This is a genomic window from Cobetia sp. BL01, assembly GCF_056493605.1.
In genome coordinates, this window is sequence record NZ_JBVBEE010000004.1 from 370,334 (window position 1) to 396,547 (window position 26,214).

Below are 26,214 nucleotides of genomic sequence, written 5' to 3' on the forward strand. Positions count from 1 at the left end.
GATCAGACCCCGATCAGAATCGCGCGGCGTGCGCCCAGCCAGTTGTCCGCCAGTGCGCCGCCGAACATCGGCGTGATGTATACCAGCCCCGTGAAGATGCCATACAGCTGCAGGGCATCGCCCTGATTCCAGCCCAGCCCGCCGCTGGTGACGGCATCGGTGAGATAGAGCACCAGCAGGGCGCGCATGGCGTAGTAGGAGAAGCGTTCCCACAGTTCCGTGGAGAACAGCAGATAGAGTCCGGCCGGGTGCCCGAACAGCTCACGGCTGTTGGCTCCGGAGGGGGAGGATGTGGACATGGAACCTCGAAGGATGTGTCAGCATGAGCAGCGCAGTCCGTGATGGGGGACTGCATGGACCGGTCCACAGGTCTGTGGGGGAAGCCGGTGACGGAGCCGTTGTATGGCCGTCAACACGTCAGCACGACGTGACGATGACGTGACCTGTTGTTGTCCGCATGGTCAGTCATTCTGCGCGAGACGCCCTTGTCAGACAATCAAACGAAAGTCATGCATGTCATTGGTATTAAAGGAGTTATCAGCTTATACAGCGACGCAGGGTTGCGTGTTTCGGCATCTGTGAATGTTCTGTCATCGCGCCTTTCGCGATAGGGGCTGCCGGTCGCTGGCTCGACGGATCGACGGATCGACGGATCGTTTGGGACGTAGAGAACATGGGAATGCCAGAACGACGACACCCGGCACATGGGCCGGGTGTCAGTGGACGGTCTTCTGGAAAATGCTGCGTTCCTGAGGAAAGGGGCAGAGGCTGCCGGATCAGGCCTGTTCGACCTGTGTCTCGGGCCGGTGCTCCGGCACGCGCGCCATGGCGTCATCGATCACCTCGATGCCCGCGCCCGGCTTGTGGGCGTTCTCGGAGACATGGCGGCGGAACTGGCGGCCGCCCGGCTGTCCCTGGAACAGCCCCAGCAGATGGCGGCTGATGTGATTGAGGCGCACGCCCTCGGCGAGACGCTTCTCGATGTAGGGGCGGAAGGCACGCAGCGCATCGTGGCGGCTGGTGTGCGGATTCTCGGCCTCGCCGTACAGCTCGCTGTCCACCGTCGCCAGCAACCAGGGGTTGTGGTACGCCTCACGGCCGACCATCACGCTGTCGACATGCTCCAGCTGCGCGTGCAGCTCATCCATCTGCTTGAGGCCGCCGTTGATGCCGATATGCAAGGACGGGTGCGCCTGCTTGAGACGGTGCACGCGGCCGTAGTTCAGCGGCGGCACATCGCGGTTCTCCTTCGGCGACAGGCCCTGCAGCCACGCCTTGCGCGCATGCACGCTGAAGGTCTCGCAGCCGGCGTCGGCCACGGTGGTGATGAAGCGCTCGAGATCGGCGTCCTCATCCTGATCATCGATCCCGATGCGGCACTTCACCGTCACCGGAATCTTCACCTGCGCCTGCATCGCCGCCACGCATTTGGCCACCAGCTCCGGATGGCCCATCAGACAGGCACCGATCATGTTGTTCTGCACGCGATCGCTCGGGCAGCCGACATTCAGGTTCACCTCGTCATAGCCCCAGCTCTCGGCGATCGCCGCACACTCGGCCAGCGCCTGCGGGTCGCTGCCACCCAGCTGCAATGCCAGCGGATGCTCCGTCTCGTCGTGACCCAGGAAGCGCTCGCGGTCCGGATTGAACAGCAATGCCCCGGTGGTCACCATCTCCGTGTACAGCAGCGTACGACGGCTCAACACGCGCGCGAAGGCGCGGTAGTCACGGGTCGTCCATTCCATCATCGGCGCAACGGAAAAGGTGCGGTCAATCGGTGTCATCGGCATGGCAGTCATATCGGCTGGTGTGGGAGCAGGGGACGGAGCATCAGGTGCAGGCGCTGTCGAGATAAGCGGGCGGTGATTCTAGCAGCATGTGAGGCGAAGCGCCGAGTCAGAGGGAGCCGCGAGCCATTGCTCCGCTCATGGCTCAATGCGTGTTGTTGACCTTCAGCGCCTCGATATCCTGGGCGATGTCTTCGGCGAGCTGGCGGACGGCGTCGCTTTCGCCTTCACGCTGGGCGTAGGCGCGCAGGCCCATGACTTCGGCCTGGAGGCGGCGACCGAGGCGTTCCGGCTGATGAGCGGGGCGCTCGGGGTCGATGAGTTCACCGGCGTCGCGGGCGTCCGCGAAGGCCTGGCGGAAGCGGGCTTCCATGCCGGCGAGCAGTGTCTCGACCTTGTCGCGGGCGGCCTGTTCGCGCTCACCGAGTTCCAGCAGGCTCTTGGCCAGCATGCAGGCGCGCGACGGGACTTCGCTGTCACGCAGTCCGCCGAGCTTGCGGATGTAGGCGGCGAGGGCGGTCAAGGGCGAGTCGTGACTGGCCATCAGGCTTTCCATCTCGCGCAGGCTGCGCGCGGAGTAGCACTCCAGCGCTTCCTGGAAGAGGCCATCCTTGCTGCCGAAGGTGGCGTAGATGCTGCCGGGACGCATGTCGAGCGCGCGCTCGATGTCCTTCAGCGAAGTGGCATGAAAGCCCTTCTGCCAGAAGAGATTCAGCGCCCGGTCGAGGGAGTCCTGGCGGTTGTGCAAGGTCGCGCGTGGCATGGCTGTCCTGACGATGGGGCTCGCGAGTGTCGCCTGACTCTACACAGTGTGGAGGGGAGGCTGATCCCGAGGAGCAAGGTATTGAGTGAGTACTCAATTTTAACTTGAATGACCGCTCAAATCCAGCTAGTGTGTCCCACGACAACGTAGTGAAGCGCATGAGCAGGTCTTTTTTTGAGCAATTGCTCATCATCATGGGTAGCGACGACGTTCACGACGCCTCCCCAGCCCTGCCATTGCGCTCATCTCGTCCATCATATTGAAGGAGTCATCATGACCGATTTCACGCTGCACACTGCCGATACCGCCCCGCAGGACAGCAAGCCGCTGCTCGACAAGTCCGTCAAGGCCTTCGGCATGGTGCCGGGTCTGCACGCCGTGATGGCCGAGGCGCCGGGCCTGCTGGAAGGCTATCAGGTACTGCACCAGCTGTTCCTCGACAGCAGCTTCAATGATGAAGAGACCACCGTGGTGTGGCAGACCATCAATGTCGAGCACAACTGTCACTATTGCGTGCCGGCACACACCGGTATCGCCAAGGCGATGAAGGTGGATGACGCCATCACCGAGGCGCTGCGCAACGAGACGCCGCTGCCGACCGAGCGCCTGGAAGCCCTGCGCACCTTCACGCTGGCCGTGGTGCGTGAGCGTGGTTTCGTCGATGACGCTACCGTGCAGACCTTCCTCGATGCCGGCTACACCAAGCGCAACGTGCTGGAAGTGGTTCTTGGCCTGTCCCAGAAGGTGATGAGCAACTACACCAATCACCTGGCCGAGACGCCGATCGACGAGCCGTTCAAGAAGTTTGAATGGCACAAGCAGGGCTGAAGCCGCAGAACGGATGATGCATGACCTGCGAGCGGGGTGAGGCGCGCCGTCACTCAATCTTAATGAAAATATTTCTCATTAGTGTTGACGGACGCGTGCTCGCGACCTAATCTGGGGCCATCGCTTCCCCGCCATGGGCAGCGGTGCCCCGGTCAGTGGAGTCAGGCCCCTTTCCGGGAGGCTTCTCATCAGACGTTTTACGGTCCTTGCCAGCGGCTCCCCTCACGGGTGAGCCGCTTTTTTCATGCGCAAAAAAAGACGCCTCCTTCGCTTGCACGAGGGAGGCGTCCGGAAGCGCTTCTCGAGTCATTCGCTTTCCCTCTGCCAATGACAGGGAGGAAGGCTTGCGAGTCGAGCGGTGCTTCGTGCCCGCCAGAGTGTGGATGTCAGGTCCGAGGCGGGCGTCTCATCAGGCCAGTCACGACCTTGATATTCTGGCGGCATGATACGTCAGCTCATCGATGGAGGCCAGCCGTGATGGTGAGATAAACGCTGTCTCAATGGTTAATGAAAATAATTCTCATTGGTATTGACGGACGATCTGTCAGGGCATAATCTTGGGTCATCGCTTCCCGCCATGGAACGCGATGACCAGAACAGCGGAGTCAGGCCCCTGTTCAGGTTTCTCCTCATCAAGCTAGTCACGGTCTTCGGGCGACTCTTCGAGTCGCCCTTTTTCTTGGCGGTGTCACGGCTGTCAGCGTCTGTCGCGCCTTTCTCCTGCCTCTGTCAGGCCCCGCACTCCCGGTATCTCGTCTAGAATGGCCCTTCCTTCAGGTCATTCACACGGGGCCGTGCATGATTACCCTCTATCGCCTTCATGAAGACGGGCGCCTGCGTGGCGAGCAGATCGTGCTGCCCGACATGTCCGACGGCGAGGCGCCGCAGCTCGCCGACAGCCATGAGCAGGCCAGCGCCCTGCATGCCGAGCGGCTGGCCAGTGATGAGCTGGCACCTCCGGTACTGGTGCGTGGCGATGTGCTGTGGATCGACCTCTGCCAGCCCGATGAGGCCGAGCAGCGCTGGGTGAGCGAGCAGTTCAACGTGGAGCTGCCGAAGATCGAGGAGCTCGAGGAGATCGAGTCGTCCTCGCGATTCTATCTGGCCGGCGATGGCATCCATGTCGTCTCGCTGTTTCCCCATCGCAGGGGGCGCGAACCGCAGACCGCCAACGTCGCCTTCCATCTGCACGGGCGGCAGCTGATCAGCATGCGTCACGAGGAGATCGGGCTGTTGCGGCTGTTCCGCAATCATCTGCGTCGCCAGCGCCTGAGTCCCCAGGATGGCTGGGACGTGCTGCTGGCATTGCTGGCGATGAAGGTCGATTACCTGGCCGATGAGATCGAGGACATCTATCGCGCGCTGGAGGTACTGGGCAAGCAGGCGGTGCATCCTGAATCGCTGGAGGACACCCTGCATGGCATCCTGCTGCAGGAGCGCTACAACGACAAGGTGCGCCAGGCCCTGCTGGACAGTCAGCGGCTGTTGCGTCAGCTGACGCGCCATCTGCCCGCCGAGCCGCATCACAAGGCTCGGCGTCAGGAAATTCGCGACATGCTGCGCGATGTGGATTCGCTCAATCCGCACACCACCTTCATCTTCGAGAAGGTCAACTTCCTGCTGGATGCCTCGATCGGTTTCACCAACCTCGACCAGAGCCGCATCATCAAGATCTTCTCGGTCGCGGCAGTGGTGTTCATGCCGCCGACCCTGATCGCCAGCATCTACGGCATGAACTTCCACTGGATGCCGGAGCTGGACAAGGACTGGGGCTATCCCTTCGCGCTGTGCCTGATGGGGGCATCGGCTCTCTCGACCTACTTGTTCTTCAAGTGGAAGAAATGGTTGTAAGTCGCTGATCAAAGGCAAAAAAAAGCGCCTGGCGTCGTGAGACGGCCAGGCGCGCAAATAGCTTGCATTACTACACTGAAGATCGCCACCGAGGCCCGGGATGGGCCGACGGCGAAACCGCGCGTGCGGGTGTCGCCATGCAGACCAGTCACCGGGACCCGGTGGGATGAGCAGTGCAACTACCTGAGCGCGAACCTGAATCGCCTGACTGCGCCACGCAGGCCAGACGCTTCACGGTCTAGTCCGGAAGCAGACGGTCGATGCCGCGACGCGTCTGCTCCCGCATGTTCGAGGTGCCCAGTATAGGGCGACGCGCTTTGGAGAATAAGCGCGTACAATCGAAAACTAGGGTTTCCAATATGGAAACATGTTCGCGTGGTCACGCAGGACGCTCGTCAATGGGCGTCTGGAGCTGAATCAACTCTGGAGTATGGAATGGCGACGCTTGATGCCCTGCGGGTCTTCGTCGAGGTGGTACGAGCGGCGAGCTTCACGGCCGCCGCGAGACGCCTGGGAATTTCCAAGTCGCTGGCGTCCAAGCGCGTGGCGGCACTGGAGGAGCAGCTGGGGGTGAGTCTGATCAATCGCTCGACCCGCAAGCTGCATCTCACCGAGGCGGGGCGCATCTATTACGAGCACGGTCTGCGCATCCGCGAGGAGCTGGAATCCGCCGAGGCGCGGGTGCAGTCCGTCACCTCCCAGCCGATGGGCCAGCTCAAGGTCTCGGCGCAGGTGTCGTTCGGCTTCATGTATCTGGCCGCCCCGACCACCGCCTTCATGCGCCGTTATCCGGATGTCAGCGTCGAGATCCTGCTGGAGGATCAGCGCTTCGAGCCCATCGATGAGTCGGTGGATCTGGCGATTCGCATGGGACCGTTGCCGGATTCCTCGATGGTCTCGCGGCCACTGTGCAAGGTGGTCTATGGCCTGTATGCGGCACCGGATTATCTGGCGCGCGTCAATGCCCCGCCGGTGCAGCCGCAGGACATCCGCGCCTTCGATACCATCTTCTACGGCAATTACGATCTGGGCGCTCACTGGCGCTTCACGCTCAACGGGCAGCCCTTCGATGTGGAGCCGGAGTCGCGGCTGGTGATCAACAATCTGCTCGGCGTGGTGGAGGCGGCCAAGGCCGGTTTCGGTCTCGCCTATCTGCCGACCTTCTCGGCCCGCGCAGCAGTGGAAAGCGGCGAGCTGGTGCCGTTGCTGCAGCCCTACTGGAATGAGCACGGCTCGATGGTGGTGCTGTTTCGCTCGCGCAAGTACTTGCCCGACAAGACGCGTGCCTATCTGGACTTCATCACCGAATGGTTTCAGGAGCATCTGCAGCTCTGATCGCCCCCGCAGCCTCTCTCGCCCCCGCAGCTTCCGTCACCAGTCGATCGGCTCGCCGGCCCAGTCACGGAAGCCGCCGCTGTCCTCTGGCGACAGCTCACCCGCCACCCGCAGCAGGCGACGCGCCACGTAGCCTGGCGTGAACAGCTTGTGCTCGGGGACCCGCGCCTGAAAGGGGGCCGAAAGCCCGGTATCGGTGGTGCCCGGATGCAGCGCGACCAACACAGCCTCGGGATTGCGGCGCGCGATCTCGATGGCGGCGGTCTTCAGCAGCATGTTGTGACTGGCCTTGCTGGCACGGTAGGCATACCAGCCGCCACTGCGGTTGTCGCTGATCGAGCCGACCCGCGCCGAGAGCGAGGCGAAGATCAGCGGCGTGCGCCGGCGTAGGCGTGGCGCGAGCATCCCCAGCAACAGGGCGGGGACGAAGGCATTGACCTGATGCAGGCGCGTCAGCGCGGCCATGTCGAGATCCTCGAGACGTTTCTCGGGCCACAGTGCCGCGTGCTGCTCAAAGGCTTCCTCATGCAGCAGCCCCATGGTGTTGAGGATCAGTGCCGGTGGCTGGCCTGGCCTGGGCTCGTTCTCCTCGTGCTTCTCCTTGTTCTCCTCCTGTCCCGTGTCATCCAGTTGCTCGCGGAGCCAGTCTGCCAGCCGCGCCATGCCCTCATCGGTGGTCAGGTCAGCCTGCAGTGAGGCAAGTGCGGGATGTGCCGGCAGACGCGAGACGTCACGGCTGACCGCCAGCACCCGGCTGCAGCGTTCGTGGGCGAGCAGCTCTTCGAGCATCGCGCGTCCGATACCGCCCCCGGCACCCGTCACCAGAGCGGTGAAGCCCTGTGGGAGGCGTGCAAAGGTGTCAGCGGCCAGTGGTTGATCCTTGAGTGTGGATTCCGTCATCGTCCCTCCCGCGAAAGCGTTCAAGTCAGGCCTGATTCGTGGTGCGCGCCATCAGGCGTGCCAGCCGCGAGTCGGCCTGCAGTGTGGTCGGCGTGGCATCTTCCTTGAGTCTCCCTTCTTCCAGCAGTGCCAGACGCGCAAAGCGCTCAAGCCCCAGCGGCTGATGGGTGATCATGATCAGGCTGCGTCCCCGGCAGGCCGTGAGAATCGCGCTGATCACCCGCTCGGCACTCTCGCGATCCAGACCTTCACAGGGCTCGTCGAGCAGCACGATCGGGGCGGGCGAGAGCAGCGCCCGTGCCACGCCGAAGCGACGCAGCTGGCCTCCGGACAGCGAACGGCCCCCCTCATCCGGGAAGCCAGCCAACCCCTGCGGCTGTCGGGCCAGCCACTCGCCAAGCCCCAGGCTTTCCAGCATGTGGATGAGTGTCTCATCACTGGCCTCAGGCGCGGCCAGGCGCAGATTGTCAGCGTAGCTTGCGCAGAACAGATGCGTGTCCTGCGGACAGACGGCGAAGCTTGCGCGCAGTGTGGCCTCGTCGAGCGACTCAAGCGCCACACCGCCCAGATGAATGCTGCCGGAATTCGGGGCATGGAAGCGGCTGAGCACTTCCAGCAGGGTGCTCTTGCCGCTGCCGGAGGGGCCAAGCAAGGCCAGATGCTCGCCCGCTGCCAGGCTCAGCGACAGCTGCTCGAGCACCTGAGTGTCGCCATGCGCGACATTCAGGTCATGGATCACCAGTTCATGCCCGACAGGCGTGGCGGCGGCGGAGTCCTCCGGAAACTGTGGCGCCGGGGTATCGGCCTGTACCTGGTTGAGGCGCGCGGCCGCCGACAGGCAGCGGCCCAGCCCCTGCCAGGCCAGCGGCAGGGGGGCGAGGGCTTCGAAGGCACCGAGGATCGCCAGCAGAAACAGCGCCAGCAGGCGGCCGTCGAGCAGCTCGCCGGCATGGGCGGTCACATCACCGACAGCCGTCTGCGTCTGGGGCGCCATCTGCATGACGCCGAGCAGGGCGACCCCTGCCAGCGTCAGCCCCAGTAGGGTATGGCTCAGCCAGGTGGCCAGCGCCTGACGACGCGCCTGGGAGCGCTCGATGCGATCACGCTCGGCCTGTTGCTCCGCCAGGCTGGCAAGCTCTGCCTGCCAGCGTCCGTAGATGACCAGCTCGCCCAGGCCCTGCAGTCGCTCCAGCAGACGGGCACGCAGGTGACTGGCGGAGGCCTGATGGCGCATGGCATCGCGGCTGCCAAGATGCCAGGCCAGCCACGGCACCAGCCCCCCGGTCAGCGCCAGCCCCAGCACGGTGATCAGCGCCAATGTCGGCGCGAAAACACCGACCAGCGTACCGGCGGCGAGGATGGCACACACCGCCACCAGTGACGGAATCAGCACGCGCACATAGAGGCTGTCGAGAGCATCGACATCCGCGCCCAGACGCGTCATCAGCTCGCCCTGCCCGGCACGCTGCAGAGCGGCGGGGGAGAGGGGTTCGATGGCGTCGAACAGACGACGACGCAGGCTGGCCAGCAGGCGCAGCGTGCCTTCGTGGGTGGTGACGCGCTCGCCATAGCGTCCGGCGGTGCGCGCCAGTGCCAGTCCGCGCACGCCAGCTGCGGGAGTGAAGAAGTTGAAGGCCTGGGTGGCCGCGACGCTCACGCCGGCCACGGCGGTGGCGGAGAGGAACCATCCCGACAGCGCCAGCAGCCCGGTGGCTGCCAGCAGGGTGATCAGCGCCAGCAGGGCGCCGACACCCAGCCAGCCCCGGTGCTCGCGCATCAACGCCAGGTAGGGACTCAGTTCGCCAAGCGATAGTGGCCGGGCGGTCGGGGGGGCGTCAGGGGGTGTCATGCATCACCTCGCGGGCTGGTGGCCTGCAGGTGCCGATCTTCCACCAGGCGGCCGCCTTCGAGACGGATCAGCCGCTGGCAGAGTGGCAGCAGTTCGGGACGATGTGTGAGCAGCAGCAGGGTGCGGCCTTCGCCGAGGCGTTGCAGTGCCCGGATCACACGTGCCTCGCTCTCGGCATCCAGACTGGCGGTGGGTTCGTCCAGCAGCACCAGCGGCGCATCATGCAGGAAGGCGCGCGCCAGCGACAGGCGGCGTGCCTGCCCACCGGACAGTGGCTGACCGCCCTCGCCAAGCGGTGTCGCGAGTCCGTGGGGCAGGCTGGCGTGCCATGTGGACAGGTCGGCCTTGGCCAGTACGGCCTCGAGTTCGTCGTCGTTGGCCTGAGGCTTCGCCAGTCGCAGGTTGTCGGCCAGCGTGCCGGACAGGACCACCGTTTCCTGGCCCACCCAGGTGGCCGTGCCGGCCGGGAGACCCTGGGTCAAGGGATGTCCATTCAGAGACAGCATGCCGTCGGTGACCTCGACGAAGCCCAGCAGCAGGTTGAGCAATGTCGACTTGCCCGCCCCCGAAGAGCCGGTGATGGCGATTCGTTCACCGGCGGCGATCTGCAGTGACAGCGGGCCCAGCGCCGGGGGCGTGTCCGGGAGCTGGCCGGCATGGCGCACGCTCACGTCCTGCAATCTCAGGGCGCTGAAGGTGATGGGGCGGGTCGCGCTGCGAGGCGGCGCGGTGTTCACGTCGTCAGCCGTATGCTGACGGGAGAAGGGGGTGGCACCGACGATCGGCGCCAGGTCGAGCGCGGCCGCTTCGGCCTCGGCCTTGGCGTGATAGTGCACGCCCAGCTCGCGCAGCGGCTGATAGAACTCGGGCGCCAGCACCAGAATGAACAGGGCGGTCTGCAGCGTCAGCGGTGCCTCGTCCCAGGTGCCGAACTGCAGATGACCGAGGAAGTGAAAGCCGAGATAGACCGCCAGCAGCGCGATGGAGACGGCGGTAAAGAATTCCAGCACCGTGGAGGACAGGAAGGCGAGGCGCAGCACGCGCATGGTGCGCTTGCGAAAGGCGTGGCTGACGGCCTCGACCTGGGCGCCGCGTCTGGCGCTGCCAAACAGCTTGAGCGTCTTCAGGCCGGTGAGCAGGTCCATGAAGTGGCGCCCCATGCGGTCCATCTCCTGGAATTGCTCGCGGGAGCGCTTGCGCGCCGCGATCCCGACCAGAATCATGAAGATGGGCACCAGCGGGGCGGTGATCGCCAGAATCAGGCCCGCCGCCCAGTTGAGCGGAAAGACGACCGCCAGCAGCAGCAACGGGATGAGCCCGGCCAGGCGAGTCTGGGGGCGAAAATCGGCGTAATAGCCATGCAGCGACTCGACCTGGTCCCAGACACGGTTGGCGAGGCTGGCGCGGTGCTGGCGATGCACCCACAGCGGGCCGAGTTCGGCGAAGCGCTGCAATAGACGCTCTCGCAGGCGGCGACGGATCTGCTGACTGGCACGGGTGCCAGCGTAGCTGCGCAGCCCGCCAAGCGCGCCTCGCTGCGAGAGGCTGGCGGCGAGTACCGCGATGGCCGGCCACAGTGTCATGAGCGACTCGCGCTCGATCGCCACGCCCTGGGCGAGGCGCGCGATGCTCCACGCCTGTGCCAGCAGCACCAGGGTCGAGAGCAGGGCGCAGCCGATGGCGATGTTCGGCCAGTGGCCGCCAGCTCGGGCCAGGGTCTCCAGCCAGCGGCGTGGCACGAACTCAGACGACGAGGCGTCGGCGTGAAGGGGGGAGGCAACATCAGACGAGGCGGTGGTTCGGGACATGCTGGCTCCTGCCGGTGGTGGCAGAGGGGGTGGTGAGAAGGCGCGGGCGCCAGGCGTCACGGCGGACGATCATCGGGCGTCAGCTTACCGCCGTGGAGGCGTTGGCACACGGTGACGCACTGTCGCACATCTTCACCTTGCGTATAATATGCCCCCAGTACAGGCTGCCGAATTGAAGCGTGTTGGCCGGGCACCACTTGCCAGGCTGGTTCGAGATCTTGTCGCGCCTCGCGCCCGGCCGTCATCTCGAGACGCTTTTCGACACCCTTCTTGACACTCCCCCTGAAATACTGGACTCCACATGACCGTTCGTACGCGTATCGCACCGTCGCCGACTGGTGATCCCCACGTCGGCACTGCCTATATCGCCCTGTTCAACCAGTGCTTCGCTCGTCAGCACGGTGGCGAGTTCATTCTGCGTATCGAGGATACCGATCAGACCCGCTCCACCGGTGAGTCCGAGCAGATGATTCTCGACTCGCTGCGCTGGCTGGGCATCGAATGGTCGGAAGGTCCGGATGTCGGCGGCCCCCATGGTCCGTATCGCCAGAGCGAGCGTGGCGACATCTATGCCGCGCATTGCCAGCAACTGATCGATGCCGGCCACGCCTTCAAGTGCTTCCGCACCAGCGAGGAGCTGGATGAGCTGCGTGACTCCCGCAAGGCCGAGGGTCTGCACATGGCGCTCAAGCCGTCCGATCTCGCCCTGCCGGCCGAGGAAGTGGCACGTCGTGAAGCGGCGGGTGCGCCCTTCGTCATCCGCATGAACGTACCGGAAAGCGGTACCTGTGTGGTCAAGGACATGCTGCGCGGCGAGATCGAGGTCGACTGGGCCCAGGTCGATGCGCAGATCCTGCTCAAGTCCGATGGCATGCCGACCTACCACCTGGCCAACGTGGTGGATGATCACCTGATGGAGATCACCCACGTGATGCGCGGTGAGGAGTGGATCAACTCGGCACCCAAGCATCAGTTGCTGTATGAGTACTTCGGCTGGCAGATGCCGGAGCTTTGCCACATGCCGCTGCTGCGCAATCCGGACAAGACCAAGCTGTCCAAGCGCAAGAACCCGACGTCCATCCTGTATTACCGCCGCATGGGCTATCTGCCGGCGGCCGTGATCAACTATCTCGGGCGTCTCGGCTGGTCCATGCCGGACGAGCGCGAGAAGTTCACGCTGAGCGAGATGCAGGAGCACTTCGACATCCAGCGCGTCTCCCTTGGCGGCCCGGTGTTCGATGTCGAGAAGCTCAGCTGGCTGAACGGTCTCTACATCCGTGACCTGTCCGAGGACGAGCTGCTGAGCGAGCTGCGTCAATGGGCCTTCAACGAGTCCTACGTCAAGCAGATCCTGCCGGAAGTGAAGCCGCGCATCGAGACGCTGTCCGAGGCGATTCCGCTGGCGGGGCACTTCTTCTCCGGACTGCCGGCCATCACGCCGGACGACTTCGCCAAGGCCAAGCTTCAGGGCGAAGATCTGGTGCGTCAGATGCAGTTCCTGACCTGGAAGCTCGAGGCCGTGAGCACCTGGGACAAGGAGCACCTGCTGGCGGAAGTGAAGCTGCTGTCCGAGCACTTCGAACTCAAGATGAAGGACTTCCTGGCGCCGGTGTTCGTGGCGGTGACTGGCTCGGCGACCTCCACCTCGGTGATGGATGCGATGGTCATTCTCGGTTCCGATATGACCCGTGCACGTCTGCGTCATGCCGTGGCAGTGCTGGGTGGCGTCTCCAAGAAGGCTGCCAAGCGCTTCGAGAAGGAATATCGCGAGCTGTAAGGGTGTCAGTGATGCCTGAAGGGCCCCCATGGCGAACGTGTGTCATGGGGGCATGCGCTGCAGCAGGGCGCTGAGCCTTCTCAAGGCGCTGTCGGGCTGCCCTGGTGGCCCTGATGAGGCGCGCGACGGGATTGTGTGAAAAAGAAGTTGACGACTACGAGGCGGGTCAGTAATATACGCCTCGTTCTTGAGAGACGGGGCCTTAGCTCAGCTGGGAGAGCGCAACACTGGCAGTGTTGAGGTCAGCGGTTCGATCCCGCTAGGCTCCACCAAGTTTCTCAAGCGACTGCGTCCCATTCGTCTAGTGGTCCAGGACACCGCCCTTTCACGGCGGTAACAGGGGTTCGAACCCCCTATGGGACGCCACTCTTCTGACATCTCGAGTCGCCTGTGATGGCCTCGGGAAGTCAACAAAAAGCACACCTTGCGGGGTGTGTTTTTTTTGTCTCTGATTTCGGCTTATGCACAGCCGGTGTGTCGCTCGAAACGCATGTTATCCCCAAGTCGCCCTTGACATCGCTGTTGTGTTGTCCACTGCGCGGCCAGGACGTGAACTTTCCTCATACTCCCCCTCGAAGTGCGGCCATCCGGTCTGCGCTTGCTCCTGCATGCCAAAATTTTCTTTTATATCAATGGCTTATAAGCTGGTTAAAAATTGTGCAATCTGTTGGTAAGCCCGCTGTCATGCAGGTTGGAAGCGCTTGTCTAAGGGTTATCAACGAGGTTATCCACAGATAGTGTGGAAAAAGGCAGCGCAGCGTGACGGTGACAGGGTTGTTGCAATGCGGCATCAAGAAAGCGCCGATTCCAACGTCTCGCTGACGCTGGAATCGGCGCTTTTCATCGGGCGGCTTGCACGGCTAGCAGGACGTCATTCGTTCAGTGCCTGATTCGCTGCGCGATGACGCGGGCGAGGCCGCTTCGAGAGGGGAGGGCTCGCCTCATCTGGCCAGGCGCTTGAGCAGCGAGGAGGTGTCCCAGCGGCCGCCCCCCATGCTCTGGACGTCGGCATAGAACTGATCGACCAGCGCCGTCACCGGCAGGCTTGCCTCGATGCGGCGTGCCTCCGCCAGACAGATGTCGAGGTCCTTGCGCATCCAGTCGACGGCGAAGCCGTGCTCGTACTCATCGCGGATCATGGTGGCGTGTCGGTTCTCCATCTGCCACGAGCCCGCTGCGCCCTTGGAGATCACCTCGATCACCGCCTCACGATCCAGTCCCGCCTGCTCGGCGAAGTGCAGTCCCTCGGAGAGCGCCTGAACCAGTCCGGCGATGCAGATCTGGTTGACCATCTTGGTGGTCTGGCCGGCGCCGGTCTCCCCGATACGCTTCACCATGCGCCCGTAATGCGCCAGTACCGGTGCTGCGCGCTCGTAATCTTGCGGGTCACCGCCGCACATGATGGTCAGCGCGCCATTGATGGCCCCCTGCTGGCCGCCAGACACGGGGGCGTCCACGAAGCCGACCGAATGCTCGCGCGCCGCCACGTAAAGCTCTCGCGCCAGATCAGCGCTGGCCGTGGTGTGATCCACCAGCAGTCCTCCCTCCGGCAGACCGGCCAGTACGCCATCGGCGCCGTAGGTGACGCTGCGCACGTCATCATCATTGCCGACGCAAATCAGCACGATTTCAGCGCCTTCCGCGGCTTCTCGCGGCGTGGCGTGATGGGTGCCGCCGTACTCCTCGCACCACTGTTCGGCGCGCGAGCGGGTCCGGTTGTAGACGCGCACTTCCCATCCTGCGCGTGTCAGGTGGCCGGCCATGGGGTGACCCATGACGCCGAGTCCGATGAAGGCGGCAATGCGTGGCGTTGCGTGTGTCTCTGACATGCGAAGGGCTCCTGGTCATCTATCAGCGAAAGGCGGACTTGCTGGGCATGACGGCGGTGTCGGTACCGCGTGACATTACGCTAGCACGTCTGGCGTGGGGCGAGGGACTGTATATGACTGATGGCATGTGCAGAGGGGTGACAGGGGCGTGAGGCAGGCGAGCAGGGCAGGGGCGTCAGAAACGAAAAAACCGCCTCCTGAGAGGCGGTTTCGGTCGGCTGCCGGGGGTGCGACGTGGCTTACTTGGCCGGGTAGTCGCGCTGCGGGTGGCCGGTGTAGAGCTGGCGCGGGCGGCCGATACGATGGCCACCGGCGATCATCTCGTTCCAGTGGGAGATCCAGCCGATGGTACGTGACATGGCGAAGATGACCGTGAACATGTTGGTCGGGATGCCGATCGCCTTGAGGATGATGCCGGAGTAGAAGTCGACATTCGGGTACAGCTTGCGCTCGATGAAGTACTCGTCTTCCAGTGCGATCTGCTCCAGACGCTTGGCGATCTTGAGCTGCGGATCGTCGGCCATGCCCAGCTGCTCCAGCACCTCGTCACAGGTCTCCTTCATGACCTTGGCGCGCGGATCGAAGTTGCGATAGACGCGGTGTCCGAAGCCCATCAGCTTGAACGGGTCATCCTTGTCCTTGGCCTTGTCGATGAAGCGCTGGATGTTCTCCTCGGAATCCTCGCCGATCTCATCGAGCATGTTGAGCACGGCCTCGTTGGCGCCGCCGTGTGCCGGGCCCCAGAGTGCCGCGATGCCGGCGCTGATGCAAGCGAACGGATTGGCGCCGGTGGAGCCTGCCAGACGCACGGTGGAGGTCGAGGCATTTTGCTCGTGGTCGGCGTGGAGCATGAAGATGGTGTCCATCGCCTTGGCGAACACCGGGTTGATCTTGTACTCCTCACACGGATTGCCGAACATCATGTACAGGAAGTTCTCGCCGTAGGAGAGGTCATTGCGCGGGTACATGAACGGCTGGCCGATGTTGTACTTGTGGCACATGGCCGCAAGGGTCGGCATCTTGGCGATCAGGCGCACCGCACTGACGTAGCGTTCCTTCTCGTTGTTGATGTTCAGGTTGTCGTGGTAGAAGGCGGCCAGGCCACCGACGACGCCACACAGGATCGCCATCGGGTGGGCATCACGACGGAAGCCCTTGAAGAAGTTGACGATCTGCTCGTGCACCATGGTGTGGTTGCCGATCAGTTGCGCGAACTTGTCGTACTCTTCCTTGTTCGGCAGCTCCCCGAACAGCAGCAGGTAGCACAGCTCTATATAGTTGGAGCTCTTGGCCAGCTGGTCGATGGGGTAGCCGCGATGCAGCAGGACGCCTTTCTGGCCATCGATGAAGGTGATGGAAGATTCGCAGGCGGCGGTGGAGACGAAGCCCGGGTCGTAGGTGAACATGCCTTCGGCGGTCAGGCCGCGGACATCGATGACGTCCTGGCCGAGCGTGCCGGAATAGACCGGAAATTCGATGGTCTTGTCGATACCGTCTACCGTCAGTGTCGCTTTCTTGTCAGTCATGCCGACCTCCTCATTATTCGCGTAACTCTTTGACTTGCTTGCCATGCCGGGCTTGCATCAATCCCGCCCACTATAGAAGCCCGCCAAAGATTGTCAATTCGCCACTCGGCGTAGAGACGTGCGATGCTGCGCTGTGCGTCAGTTTCCCGACGTTTGTCGTTCCATGCCCTTCAGGTTGCGTCCTGATCGCCGCATTTTGTGCAATTCGTGGTTGCGGCTATGCGACGTCGTGTCATTTGTCATGCTAATGGCCAACCCCTATAATCCTCCGTCGCGCGACTGGCGGGAAATTCGGCTCGGTACCGTGGATGGCCTGCGCCCGAGACCCTTCCTCAAACCACCGCCCCTGCGGGCTTGCGTCCGTGTTGGGCCAAGAGAGTGTGTAAGAGCCGTGAATAGCAAACGACCCGTAAATCTCGATCTGACGACGATCAAATTCCCTCTCCCTGCCCTTACTTCAATCACTCACCGTATTACCGGCGTGATTCTGTTCGTGGGCCTGGTGTTCGCGTTGTGGGCACTCGATGCCTCGCTGTCCTCCCCGGAAGGGTTCGAGGCAGTGCGTGACACCCTGGCAACCAATTTCCTTGCCAAGATCGTGGCCTGGGGCCTGCTGTCTGCCCTCGGTTTCCATTTCGTGGCAGGTATCAAGCACCTGCTGATGGACATGGATATTGGTGTCGAACTTGAAAGTGCGAATCGCAAGGCGCAGGTCACTGTCGTGATCAGTGCCGTTCTCGTGGTCCTGGCGGGAGTCTGGGTATGGTAAACAACATCACCAATTTCAGTCGCAGTGGTCTGTCTGACTGGGTGCTGCAGCGTGTGTCTGCCGTGGTTCTGGCAGCCTATTCCGTGTTCATGGTCGGCTATCTCCTGCTGCACCCGAACCTCGATTACGCCACCTGGAGTGGTCTGTTCGAGAACACGGCAATGCGCATCTTCTCTCTGATGGCATTCATCGCGATTGCCGCACACGCCTGGATCGGTCTGTGGACCGTGGCGACCGATTACATGAAGCCGACCGCGCTGCGCTTCGGTTTCCAGGTCTTCGTCATCCTTGCGTTGTTCATCTTCTTGGTCTGGGGCGTTCAAGTCCTGTGGGGAGCCTGATACATGTCCACCATGCGTAGCCTGACATTCGACGCGATCATCATCGGCGGCGGCGGCGCTGGCCTGCGTGCCGGTCTCGAACTGTCCCAGTCCGGCAAGAAGACTGCCGTGCTGTCCAAGGTCTTCCCGACCCGCTCGCACACTGTCTCTGCCCAGGGCGGTATCACCTGTGCCATCGCCTCTGCTGATCCGAACGACGATTGGCGCTGGCACATGTATGACACCGTCAAGGGCGGCGATTACATCGCTGACCAGGACGCGGCTGAATACATGTGTACCGAAGGCCCGAAGGCGGTCTTCGAGCTGGAGCACATGGGTCTGCCGTTCTCTCGCTTCGACAATGGCCGCATCTATCAGCGTCCGTTCGGTGGCCAGTCCAAGGACTTCGGCAAGGGTGGCCAGGCAGCACGTACGTGCGCCGCGGCTGACCGTACCGGCCACGCGCTGCTGCACACGCTGTATCAGGCCAACCTGAAAAACGGCACCGTCTTCCTCGACGAGTGGTACGCCATCGATCTGGTCAAGAATGCCAACGGCGACATCGTCGGCGTGATTGCCCTGTGCATCGAGACTGGCGAGACCGTCGTCGTCAAGTCCAAGGCCACCGTTCTGGCCACCGGTGGCGCGGGCCGTATCTACGCCTCCACCACCAATGCCCTGATCAACACCGGTGACGGTATCGGCATGGCACTGCGTGCCGGCCTGCCGGTCCAGGACATGGAAATGTGGCAGTTCCACCCGACCGGTATCCACGGTGCGGGCGTGCTGGTCACGGAAGGCTGCCGTGGTGAAGGTGGCTACCTGGTCAACAAGGACGGCGAGCGCTTCATGGAGCGTTACGCGCCGAATGCCAAGGACCTCGCGGGCCGTGACGTCGTCGCGCGCTCCATGGTCATGGAGATCCTCGAAGGTCGTGGTTGTGGCGAGAATGGCGATCACGTCTTCCTGAAGCTGGATCACCTCGGTGAGGAAGTGCTCAACAAGCGCCTGCCGGGTATCTCCGAGCTGTCCAAGACCTTCGCGCACGTCGATCCGACCAACGCGCCGATCCCGGTCGTGCCGACCTGTCACTACATGATGGGTGGTATCGCCACCAACGTGCACGGTCAGGCCATCGCGCAGAACGAAGACGGCACCGACCGCATCGTCAACGGCCTCTATGCCGTGGGTGAAGTGGCCTGCGTCTCCGTTCACGGTGCCAACCGTCTGGGCGGCAACTCGCTGCTGGATCTGGTCGTCTTCGGCCGCGCGGCAGGCAAGTACATCGAGAGCGCGCTCAACGAAGGCATCGAGTACCTCGAGCCGACCCAGAGCGACATCGATTCTGCCCTGGTGCGTCTGAATCGCTGGAACGAGTCTGAAAGCGGCGAGTCCGTGCCGGAACTCAAGCGCGAACTGCAGCAGATCATGCAGAACTCCTTCGGCGTCTTCCGTCAGGAAGACAAGATGGAAGAAGGCGTCAAGCAGCTGTCCGAGCTGCGTGAGCGTATCGCCAAGGCGGGTCTGGCTGACAAGTCCCAGGTCTTCAATACCGCGCGTATCGAAGCCCTTGAGCTGGACAACCTGATGGAAGTGGCGGAAGCCACCGCCATTGCGGCCCTGACCCGCAAGGAAAGCCGTGGTGCCCACTCCCGTTACGACTTCCCGGATCGTGATGACGAGAACTGGCTCAAGCACTCTCTGTTCTTCCCGAACGAGAAGCGTGTCGGCAAGCGTGACGTGAACTTCGCGCCGAAGACCGTCGAGCGTTTCGAGCCGAAGATTCGTACCTACTGAGTCTGACAAGCACCAGTTCGCACTCGCTCGAGTTCACGCTCGCTTGAGTTCGCCGTGATCCAGGTGCGTGCAGGGCATCGCACGCACCTGACCCGTTTGCCCGGAGGGGAAACCATGCTTCAGGTATCCATATACCGCTACAACCCTGAAACCGATACTGCGCCGTACATGCAGGAGTTTCAGGTCGACACCCAGGGCCGTGACCTGATGGTGTTGAACGTGATGGAAATGCTCAAGGAACAGGACAGCTCGCTGGCCTATCGTCGCAGCTGCCGCGAAGGTGTCTGTGGTTCCGACGGCATGAACATGAACGGCAAGAACGGCCTGACCTGTGTCACCGCGCTGTCCGAAGTCGTCAAGGACAACAAGCTGGTGCTGCGTCCGTTGCCGGGCCTGCCGGTCGTGCGTGACCTGGTCGTCGACATGAGCCTGTTCTACAAGCAGTACGAGCGCATCCAGCCGTACCTGCTCAACGACACGCCGGCCCCGGCCATCGAGCGTCTGCAGTCGCCGGAAGACCGCGACAAGCTCGACGGTCTCTATGAATGCATCCTGTGTGCCTGCTGCTCGACGGCCTGCCCGTCCTTCTGGTGGAACCCGGACAAGTTCGTCGGTCCGAGTGGTCTGCTGCAGGCCTATCGCTTCCTGGCCGACTCGCGTGACACGGCCACCAAGGAGCGTCTGAGCGAACTGGACGACCCGTTCTCCGTATTCCGCTGTCGCGGAATCATGAATTGTGTCGCGGTTTGCCCGAAAGGTCTGAACCCGACACGTGCCATCGGCAAGATTCGTGAGCTTTTGCTGGCAAACGCCACTTAAAAGCCGAGCGCTAGCTTGTTATGATTGCACGTCAGCTGCGGCAGGGTGTCACACCTTGTCGCAGCGCACAGCTTGCTGGAGCCGGTGCCTTGTGCACCGGCTTTTGACGATAAAAGAAGACTCAGATGGTGAAGGCCTCCATGGTTTCGCCATACAGGGCATAATCGAGTGACGCCGACAGCGCTTGTCCGGCGCCTACCCCACCCCATCAGTCAGGGTGACCGAGAGATGCAAGAAGGCACAATGGAGTTGATGTGGCGCACTTCCCATATGAGCGGCGGGAATGTCCACTACGTAGAAGATCTCTACGAGCGTTATCTTGTCGACCCGAACGAGGTTCCCGACGAGTGGCGCAACTACTTTGATACTCTGCCGCGTCATGACGGCAGCCCCTCCCAGGATGTTCCGCTGACCCCGATCCGTGAGCAGTTCTACGAGATGGGTCGCAACAGTCGCCGCTCGGTGGCTGTCTCGGCGGGCGAGAGCAGCGAGAACAAGAAGCAGGTTCGTGTTCTTCAGCTGATCAACGCCTATCGCTTCCGTGGCCACCAGAAGGCGGACATCGATCCCCTCGGTCTGCGCAAGCCGGCACCGATTCCTGATCTTGAGCTTTCCTTCCACCAGCTGTCCTCCGCTGACATGGACGTCGAGTTCCAGACCGGCTCGCTGTTCCTCGGCAAGGACGTTGCACCGCTGAAGGAAATTCACGCCGCGCTGGAGCAGACCTACTGCCGCAGCATCGGCGCCGAGTTCATGCACATCGTCAATACGGAAGAGAAGCGCTGGCTGCAGCAGCGTTTCGAGTCCGTGCGTTCCAAGCCGAACTTCTCACGCGATGTCCGCCATCACGTGCTGGAACGTCTGACCGCCGCCGAAGGTCTCGAGAGCTACCTCGCCAGCAAGTACCCGGGGACCAAGCGCTTTGGTCTGGAAGGCGGCGAATCCTTCATTCCGATGATGGATGAGCTGATCCAGCGCAGCGGCAAGTACGGTACCAAGGAAGTCGTGATCGGCATGGCTCACCGTGGCCGCCTCAACCTGCTGGTCAATCTGCTGGGCAAGAGCCCGTCCGAGCTGATCGAGGAATTCGACGGCAAGAAGCAGATCGCCAAGGGCTCCGGTGACGTGAAGTACCACCAGGGCTTCAGCTCGAATGTCATGACACCGGGCGGCGAAGTCCACCTGGCACTGGCGTTCAACCCGTCGCACCTGGAGATCGTCTCTCCGGTGGTCGAGGGCTCGGTGCGTGCCCGTCAGGATCGTCGTGAAGACGCCGAGGGTGACAGCGTACTGCCGATTTCCATCCACGGTGACGCGGCATTCGCCGGTCAGGGCGTGGTGATGGAAACCTTCCAGATGTCGCAGACCCGTGCCTACAAGACGGGTGGTACCGTTCACGTCGTCATCAACAACCAGGTGGGCTTCACCACCTCGCGTGCCGATGACGCGCGTTCCACCGAATACTGCACCGACATCGCCAAGATGGTTCAGGCGCCGATCATCCACGTCAATGGTGACGACCCGGACGCCGTGCTGCACGCCGCCCAGGTCGCCATCGACTATCGCCAGCAGTTCAAGCGTGACGTGGTGATCGACCTCGTGTGCTACCGCAAGCGCGGTCACAACGAGGCGGACGAGCCGTCCGGCACCCAGCCGCTGATGTACGCCAAGATCAAGTCCCAGAAGACCGCTCGCGAGAAGTATGCGCAGCGTCTGGTCGAGGAAGGCGTGCTCAGCGAGGAAGAGACCCGGCAGCTGGTGGATCAGTACCGCGCGGATCTCGATGCCGGCAATCACGTCGCCAATGCCCTCGTGAAGCAGCCGAATACCGGTCTGTTCGTCGATTGGACGCCGTACCTGGGCCACGAGTGGACCGGCGATGCCGATACCTCGATGGACATGAAGCAGCTGCAGGCGCTCGCCAACAAGATGTGCGAAGTGCCGGACGGCGTCTCGGTCCAGCGTCAGGTCAACAAGATCTACGAAGACCGTCGCAAGATGGCCGCCGGCGGCATGCCGCTGAACTGGGGCTTCGCCGAGACGCTGGCCTACGCCACCCTGGTGGATGCCGACCATCCGGTACGCATCACTGGCCAGGACGTGGGTCGTGGCACCTTCTCCCACCGTCACGCGGTGGTGCACAACCAGAATGATGGCAATACCTACGTGCCGCTGCAGCACATCAAGGATGGTCAGGCGACCTTCACCATCCATGACTCCTACCTCTCCGAGGAAGCGGTGCTGGCCTTTGAATACGGCTACGCCACGACCATGCCGACGGCATTGGTGGTGTGGGAAGCCCAGTTCGGTGACTTCGCCAACGGTGCCCAGGTGGTGATGGATCAGTTCATCTCCTCCGGCGAGAGCAAGTGGGGCCGCCTGTGCGGTCTGACCATGCTGCTGCCGCACGGTTACGAAGGTCAGGGGCCGGAGCACAGCTCCGCGCGCCTCGAGCGCTATCTCCAGCTGTGTGCCGAGCACAACATGCAGGTGTGCATGCCGACCACGCCGGCGCAGATCTATCATCTGCTGCGTCGTCAGGTCATCCGCTCGCTGCGCAAGCCGCTGGTCGTGTTGTCGCCCAAGTCACTGCTGCGTCACAAGGAAGCGACTTCCACCCTCGACGAGCTGGCCGATGGCCGCTTCGAGATGGTGCTGGCCGACAAGGGCAATCTTGAAGCTTCCAAGGTCAAGCGCGTCGTGCTGTGTGCCGGCAAGGTCTATTACGACCTGGCAGGCTATCGCGCCGAGCAGGGCCGTGAAGACGTTGCCATCATCCGTGTCGAGCAGCTCTATCCCTTCCCGAAGGAAGAGCTCCAGGCCGCCATCGCCGACTACGAGAATCTCGAGCAGGTGATGTGGTGCCAGGAAGAGCCGCTCAACCAGGGTGCCTGGTATCAGAGTCAGCACCACATGCGTCAGGTCGCTGACCAGCATCGTCAGGGCCTCGGCATGAGCCTGGCCTTCGCCGGACGCCCGGCCTCTGCGGCGCCTGCCGCGGGCTACATGTCCGTTCATAACGAACAGCAGCGCCAGCTGGTCGACGACGCCTTCAACAAGTAAAGGCCCGCGACCCGCAAGGGCACCGAGAGAGAATCGAGTTAAGGAACTCCAATGGCTATCGATATCAAAGCGCCGTCTTTTCCGGAATCCGTCGCCGAAGGCACAGTGGCGACCTGGCACAAGCAGCCCGGTGACAGCGTCGAGCGCGACGAGCTGATCGTCGAGATCGAGACTGACAAGGTGGTGCTGGAAGTGGTGGCACCGCAGAACGGCACCCTGGGCGAGATCAAGGTCCAGGAAGGCGAGACCTGCGAGTCCGAGCAGGTACTGGGTACCATCGGTGACGCAGACGCCGCATCTTCCGACGAGAAGAAGCAGGCGCCCGCTGAAGGCAAGGACGACGCCAAGGCCGAGAGCAAGCCGGCCGCCGGTGGCGAAGGCGAGACGCTGGAAGTCAAGGCGCCGAGCTTCCCGGAATCCGTCGCGGAAGGCACTGTCGCCACCTGGCACAAGAAGGTTGGTGACGCCTGTGAGCGTGATGAGCTGATCGTCGAGATCGAGACTGACAAGGTCGTGCTGGAAGTCGTGGCTCCGGCAGATGGCGCCCTGAGCGAGATCAAGGTTCAGGAAGGCGAGACCTGCGAGACCGAAGCCGTGCTGGCACTGTTCAGCGCTGGCGCTTCCGGTGCCGCTGCTCCGGCCGCTGAGGAAAGCGACAGCAAGTCCGACGAAGGTCAGGACGAGAAAGTCGGTGACAAGATTCTCGCGCCGGCCGCTCGCAAGATGGTGGCCGAGCACGATCTGGACGTCAGCAAGCTGGTCGGTACCGGCAAGGGCGGTCGCGTGCTGAAGGAAGACGTGGCCAAGGCCGTCAAGGAAGGCACCGCAGCCAAGTCCGCTGCCAAGCCTGCTGCCGCACCGAAGGCCGCTGCACCGAAGGCCGCTCCAGCCTTCGAGGGCGAGCGTCCCGAGAAGCGCGTGCCGATGAGCCGCATGCGTCAGACCATCGCCAAGCGCCTGGTCAATGCCCAGCAGACCGCCGCCATGCTCACCACGTACAACGAAGTGGACATGAGTGCGGTGATGGAGCTGCGCAAGCAGTACAAGGACACCTTCCAGAAGGTGCACGACACCAAGCTCGGCTTCATGGGCTTCTTCGTCAAGGCGGCCACCGAAGCGCTCAAGCGCTTCCCGGACGTCAATGCCTCCATCGACGGCACCGACATCGTCTACCACGGTTACCAGGACATCGGCGTTGCCGTGTCGTCCGATCGTGGTCTGGTCGTGCCGGTCCTGCGTGACACCGACAGCATGAAGCTTGCCGATGTCGAAAAGACCATCGTCGACTTCGGTCAGCGCGCGCGCGCCGGCAAGCTGGGCATCGATGAGATGCAGGGCGGCACCTTCACCATCACCAACGGCGGCATCTTCGGTTCCCTGATGTCCACGCCGATCCTGAATCCGCCGCAGACCGCCATCCTGGGCATGCACAAGATCCAGGAGCGCCCGATGGCCGTGAACGGTCAGGTCGTCATCCGTCCGATGATGTATCTGGCGCTGTCCTACGACCACCGCATGATCGACGGCAAGGATGCAGTCCAGTTCCTCGTCGCCATCAAGGACCTGCTGGAAGATCCGGCTCGTTTCCTGCTCGACGTCTGAGACTGCAACGCCTCACGCCCGGGGCTTCCCCGGGCGTGTGCGGCCCCGATGGGTGACAGGTTGCCCATCGGGATGCCAATCCGAATCGAACTGCACCAACAGGAAGAGACATGGCCGATAAATTTGATGTAATCGTCATTGGCGCGGGCCCCGGTGGCTATGTGGCTGCCATCCGCGCGGCTCAGCTGGGTCTGAAGACTGCCTGCGTCGAGAAGTGGGTCAACAAGGAAGGCAAGACCGTCCACGGCGGCACCTGCCTGAACGTCGGCTGCATCCCGTCCAAGGCGCTGCTGGAAACCTCTCACAAGTTCGTCGAGGCACGTGACGAGTTCGCCGAGCTGGGCATCAAGGCCGATGGCGTCGAGATCGACGTGGCCAAGATGATCGAGCGCAAGGCGCAGATCGTGAAGAACCTGACCGGCGGCATTTCCGGTCTGTTCAAGGCCAATGGCGTGACCGCGCTGGAAGGTACCGGCAAGGTGCTGCCCAACAAGCAGGTCGAAGTCACCGGTCACGACGGCGAGAAGGCGACCTACGACGCCGAGAACATCGTCATCGCGTCCGGTTCCGTGCCGGTCGAGATTCCGCCGACGCCGCTGACCGAAGGTCTGATCGTCGATTCCACCGGCGCGCTCGAATTCACCGAGACGCCGAAGCGTCTGGGCGTCATCGGTGCCGGTGTCATCGGTCTCGAGCTGGGTAGCGTGTGGAGCCGTTGCGGTTCTGAAGTCACCGTGCTGGAAGCGGTTGACAGCTTCCTGCCGATGGTCGATGCCGCTGTCGCCAAGGAAGCCCAGAAGCTGCTCAAGAAGCAGGGTCTGGACATCAAGCTCGGCGCCCGCGTGACCGGTTCCGACATCAAGGACAGCGAAGTCGTCGTCAAGTACACCGACGCCAACGGCGAGCAGGAACAGACCTTCGACAAGGTCATCGTCGCGGTCGGCCGTCGTCCGTACACCCAGAGCCTGCTCGACAGCGATGTCGGCATCAATCTGGACGAGCGTGGCTTCATCCACGTCGATGACCAGTGCGCGACCAGCGTGCCGGGTGTCTACGCCATCGGTGACGTGGTACGTGGCCCGATGCTGGCCCACAAGGCCTCCGAAGAGGGCGTGATGGTTGCCGACATCATCGCCGGCCACAAGGCCGAGATGAACTACGACGCCATCCCGAGCATCATCTACACCTTCCCGGAAGTTGCTTGGGTCGGCAAGACCGAGCAGCAGGCCAAGGCCGAAGGCATTGAAGTCAAGACCGGCAGCTTCCCGTTCGCGGCAAGCGGTCGTGCCATGGCCAACAATGCCACTGAAGGTCTGGCCAAGATCATTGCCGACGCTGAGACTGATCGCGTCCTGGGTGTTCACATCATCGGCCAGCATGCCGGTGAGCTGATCGCTCAAGGCGTGACGGCCCTCGAGTTCGGCGCCAGCGCCGAAGACCTCGCGCTGATCTGCACGGCTCACCCGACACTGTCGGAAGCCGTACACGAAGCCGCGCTGGCCGTTGACGGGCATGCGATTCACATCGCAAACCGCAAGAAGCGCAAGTAAGCGTCCTTCCGAACAAGAGGCGCGTCGCCCCGGCCAGGCCG

At 62.9% G+C, this 26,214-nt stretch carries 19 protein-coding genes and 2 tRNA genes; 13 read left to right on the plus strand and 8 right to left on the minus strand.

Going from position 1 to position 26,214, the window contains the following annotated elements; all coding sequences use genetic code 11:
• Window positions 1-2: 2 nt before the first annotated feature.
• The 3 genes from ACZYGA_RS10260 to ACZYGA_RS10270 all read right to left on the minus strand — a co-directional run bounded on the left by ACZYGA_RS10260 (window position 3) and on the right by ACZYGA_RS10270 (window position 2,550).
• Window positions 3-299, minus strand: a complete 297-nt coding sequence (locus ACZYGA_RS10260; protein ID WP_404626480.1) for a hypothetical protein — start codon at window positions 297-299, stop codon at window positions 3-5.
• 477 nt (window positions 300-776) lie between these two features.
• Entirely contained in the window at window positions 777-1,784 is a 1,008-nt protein-coding gene (dusA, locus tag ACZYGA_RS10265; protein ID WP_176503032.1) for a tRNA dihydrouridine(20/20a) synthase DusA, read from the minus strand.
• 148 nt (window positions 1,785-1,932) lie between these two features.
• Window positions 1,933-2,550 (minus strand): TetR/AcrR family transcriptional regulator, encoded by a 618-nt coding sequence (locus ACZYGA_RS10270; RefSeq protein ID WP_341541783.1) that lies wholly within the window; start codon window positions 2,548-2,550, stop codon window positions 1,933-1,935.
• Window positions 2,551-2,823: 273 nt separating this feature from the next.
• Between ACZYGA_RS10270 and ACZYGA_RS10275 the strand changes: the two genes are divergently transcribed.
• The 3 genes from ACZYGA_RS10275 to ACZYGA_RS10285 all read left to right on the plus strand — a co-directional run bounded on the left by ACZYGA_RS10275 (window position 2,824) and on the right by ACZYGA_RS10285 (window position 6,564).
• Window positions 2,824-3,378 (plus strand): carboxymuconolactone decarboxylase family protein, encoded by a 555-nt coding sequence (locus ACZYGA_RS10275; RefSeq protein ID WP_077379203.1) that lies wholly within the window; start codon window positions 2,824-2,826, stop codon window positions 3,376-3,378.
• 798 nt (window positions 3,379-4,176) lie between these two features.
• On the plus strand, window positions 4,177-5,229 hold the full coding sequence (gene corA, locus ACZYGA_RS10280; protein ID WP_404983543.1) for a magnesium/cobalt transporter CorA: 1,053 nt from the start codon (window positions 4,177-4,179) through the stop codon (window positions 5,227-5,229).
• A gap of 435 nt (window positions 5,230-5,664) precedes the next feature.
• Window positions 5,665-6,564, plus strand: coding sequence for a LysR family transcriptional regulator (locus tag ACZYGA_RS10285; protein ID WP_043333112.1), 900 nt, complete (start codon window positions 5,665-5,667; stop codon window positions 6,562-6,564).
• Window positions 6,565-6,600: 36 nt separating this feature from the next.
• On the opposite strand, the gene ACZYGA_RS10290 is transcribed toward ACZYGA_RS10285, so the two are convergent.
• The 3 genes from ACZYGA_RS10290 to cydD are packed head-to-tail and all read right to left on the minus strand — an operon-like array spanning window position 6,601 to window position 11,121.
• Complete coding sequence (locus tag ACZYGA_RS10290) at window positions 6,601-7,464, minus strand: Rossmann-fold NAD(P)-binding domain-containing protein (RefSeq protein ID WP_084209311.1); 864 nt, start codon at window positions 7,462-7,464, stop codon at window positions 6,601-6,603.
• A 25-nt stretch (window positions 7,465-7,489) separates the two neighbouring features.
• On the minus strand, window positions 7,490-9,313 hold the full coding sequence (cydC, locus tag ACZYGA_RS10295) for a thiol reductant ABC exporter subunit CydC (protein ID WP_479399096.1): 1,824 nt from the start codon (window positions 9,311-9,313) through the stop codon (window positions 7,490-7,492).
• On the minus strand, window positions 9,310-11,121 hold the full coding sequence (gene cydD / locus ACZYGA_RS10300) for a thiol reductant ABC exporter subunit CydD (protein WP_479399097.1): 1,812 nt from the start codon (window positions 11,119-11,121) through the stop codon (window positions 9,310-9,312). The genes cydC and cydD overlap by 4 nt, the downstream gene beginning before the upstream one ends.
• Window positions 11,122-11,422: 301 nt before the next feature.
• On the opposite strand from cydD, the gene gltX reads away from it, so the two are divergent.
• The 3 genes from gltX to ACZYGA_RS10315 all read left to right on the plus strand — a co-directional run bounded on the left by gltX (window position 11,423) and on the right by ACZYGA_RS10315 (window position 13,264).
• Window positions 11,423-12,898 carry a glutamate--tRNA ligase gene (gltX, locus tag ACZYGA_RS10305; RefSeq protein WP_077379213.1) on the plus strand — a complete coding sequence of 492 codons (1,476 nt, stop codon included), beginning with the start codon at window positions 11,423-11,425 and terminating at the stop codon, window positions 12,896-12,898.
• Window positions 12,899-13,094: 196 nt separating this feature from the next.
• A tRNA-Ala gene (locus ACZYGA_RS10310) sits at window positions 13,095-13,170 on the plus strand.
• An 18-nt stretch (window positions 13,171-13,188) separates the two neighbouring features.
• Window positions 13,189-13,264: transfer RNA gene (locus ACZYGA_RS10315), tRNA-Glu, on the plus strand.
• Between the two features lie 575 nt (window positions 13,265-13,839).
• On the opposite strand, the gene ACZYGA_RS10320 is transcribed toward ACZYGA_RS10315, so the two are convergent.
• Both ACZYGA_RS10320 and gltA read right to left on the minus strand, forming a co-directional pair.
• Window positions 13,840-14,727 carry an NAD(P)-dependent oxidoreductase gene (locus tag ACZYGA_RS10320; RefSeq protein WP_479399098.1) on the minus strand — a complete coding sequence of 296 codons (888 nt, stop codon included), beginning with the start codon at window positions 14,725-14,727 and terminating at the stop codon, window positions 13,840-13,842.
• Window positions 14,728-14,966: 239 nt separating this feature from the next.
• Complete coding sequence (gene gltA / locus ACZYGA_RS10325; protein WP_077379217.1) at window positions 14,967-16,253, minus strand: citrate synthase; 1,287 nt, start codon at window positions 16,251-16,253, stop codon at window positions 14,967-14,969.
• A gap of 391 nt (window positions 16,254-16,644) precedes the next feature.
• Between gltA and sdhC the strand changes: the two genes are divergently transcribed.
• The 7 genes from sdhC to lpdA all read left to right on the plus strand — a co-directional run bounded on the left by sdhC (window position 16,645) and on the right by lpdA (window position 26,173).
• Window positions 16,645-17,022, plus strand: coding sequence for a succinate dehydrogenase, cytochrome b556 subunit (gene sdhC, locus ACZYGA_RS10330; protein ID WP_043333108.1), 378 nt, complete (start codon window positions 16,645-16,647; stop codon window positions 17,020-17,022).
• Window positions 17,016-17,363 carry a succinate dehydrogenase, hydrophobic membrane anchor protein gene (gene sdhD / locus ACZYGA_RS10335; protein ID WP_077379219.1) on the plus strand — a complete coding sequence of 116 codons (348 nt, stop codon included), beginning with the start codon at window positions 17,016-17,018 and terminating at the stop codon, window positions 17,361-17,363. Before sdhC ends, sdhD begins: the two co-directional genes overlap by 7 nt.
• Before the next feature lie 3 nt (window positions 17,364-17,366).
• Window positions 17,367-19,139 (plus strand): succinate dehydrogenase flavoprotein subunit, encoded by a 1,773-nt coding sequence (gene sdhA, locus ACZYGA_RS10340; RefSeq protein WP_077379221.1) that lies wholly within the window; start codon window positions 17,367-17,369, stop codon window positions 19,137-19,139.
• Between the two features lie 114 nt (window positions 19,140-19,253).
• Window positions 19,254-19,958, plus strand: a complete 705-nt coding sequence (locus tag ACZYGA_RS10345) for a succinate dehydrogenase iron-sulfur subunit (protein ID WP_077379223.1) — start codon at window positions 19,254-19,256, stop codon at window positions 19,956-19,958.
• Window positions 19,959-20,186: 228 nt separating this feature from the next.
• Window positions 20,187-23,021, plus strand: coding sequence for a 2-oxoglutarate dehydrogenase E1 component (locus ACZYGA_RS10350; protein ID WP_077379225.1), 2,835 nt, complete (start codon window positions 20,187-20,189; stop codon window positions 23,019-23,021).
• Window positions 23,022-23,072: 51 nt separating this feature from the next.
• Entirely contained in the window at window positions 23,073-24,623 is a 1,551-nt protein-coding gene (gene odhB / locus ACZYGA_RS10355; RefSeq protein WP_077379227.1) for a 2-oxoglutarate dehydrogenase complex dihydrolipoyllysine-residue succinyltransferase, read from the plus strand.
• Between the two features lie 110 nt (window positions 24,624-24,733).
• The gene (lpdA, locus tag ACZYGA_RS10360; RefSeq protein ID WP_077379229.1) at window positions 24,734-26,173 is read left to right on the plus strand and encodes a dihydrolipoyl dehydrogenase; all 1,440 of its coding nucleotides are present in this window, start codon (window positions 24,734-24,736) and stop codon (window positions 26,171-26,173) included.
• Window positions 26,174-26,214: the final 41 nt, after the last annotated feature.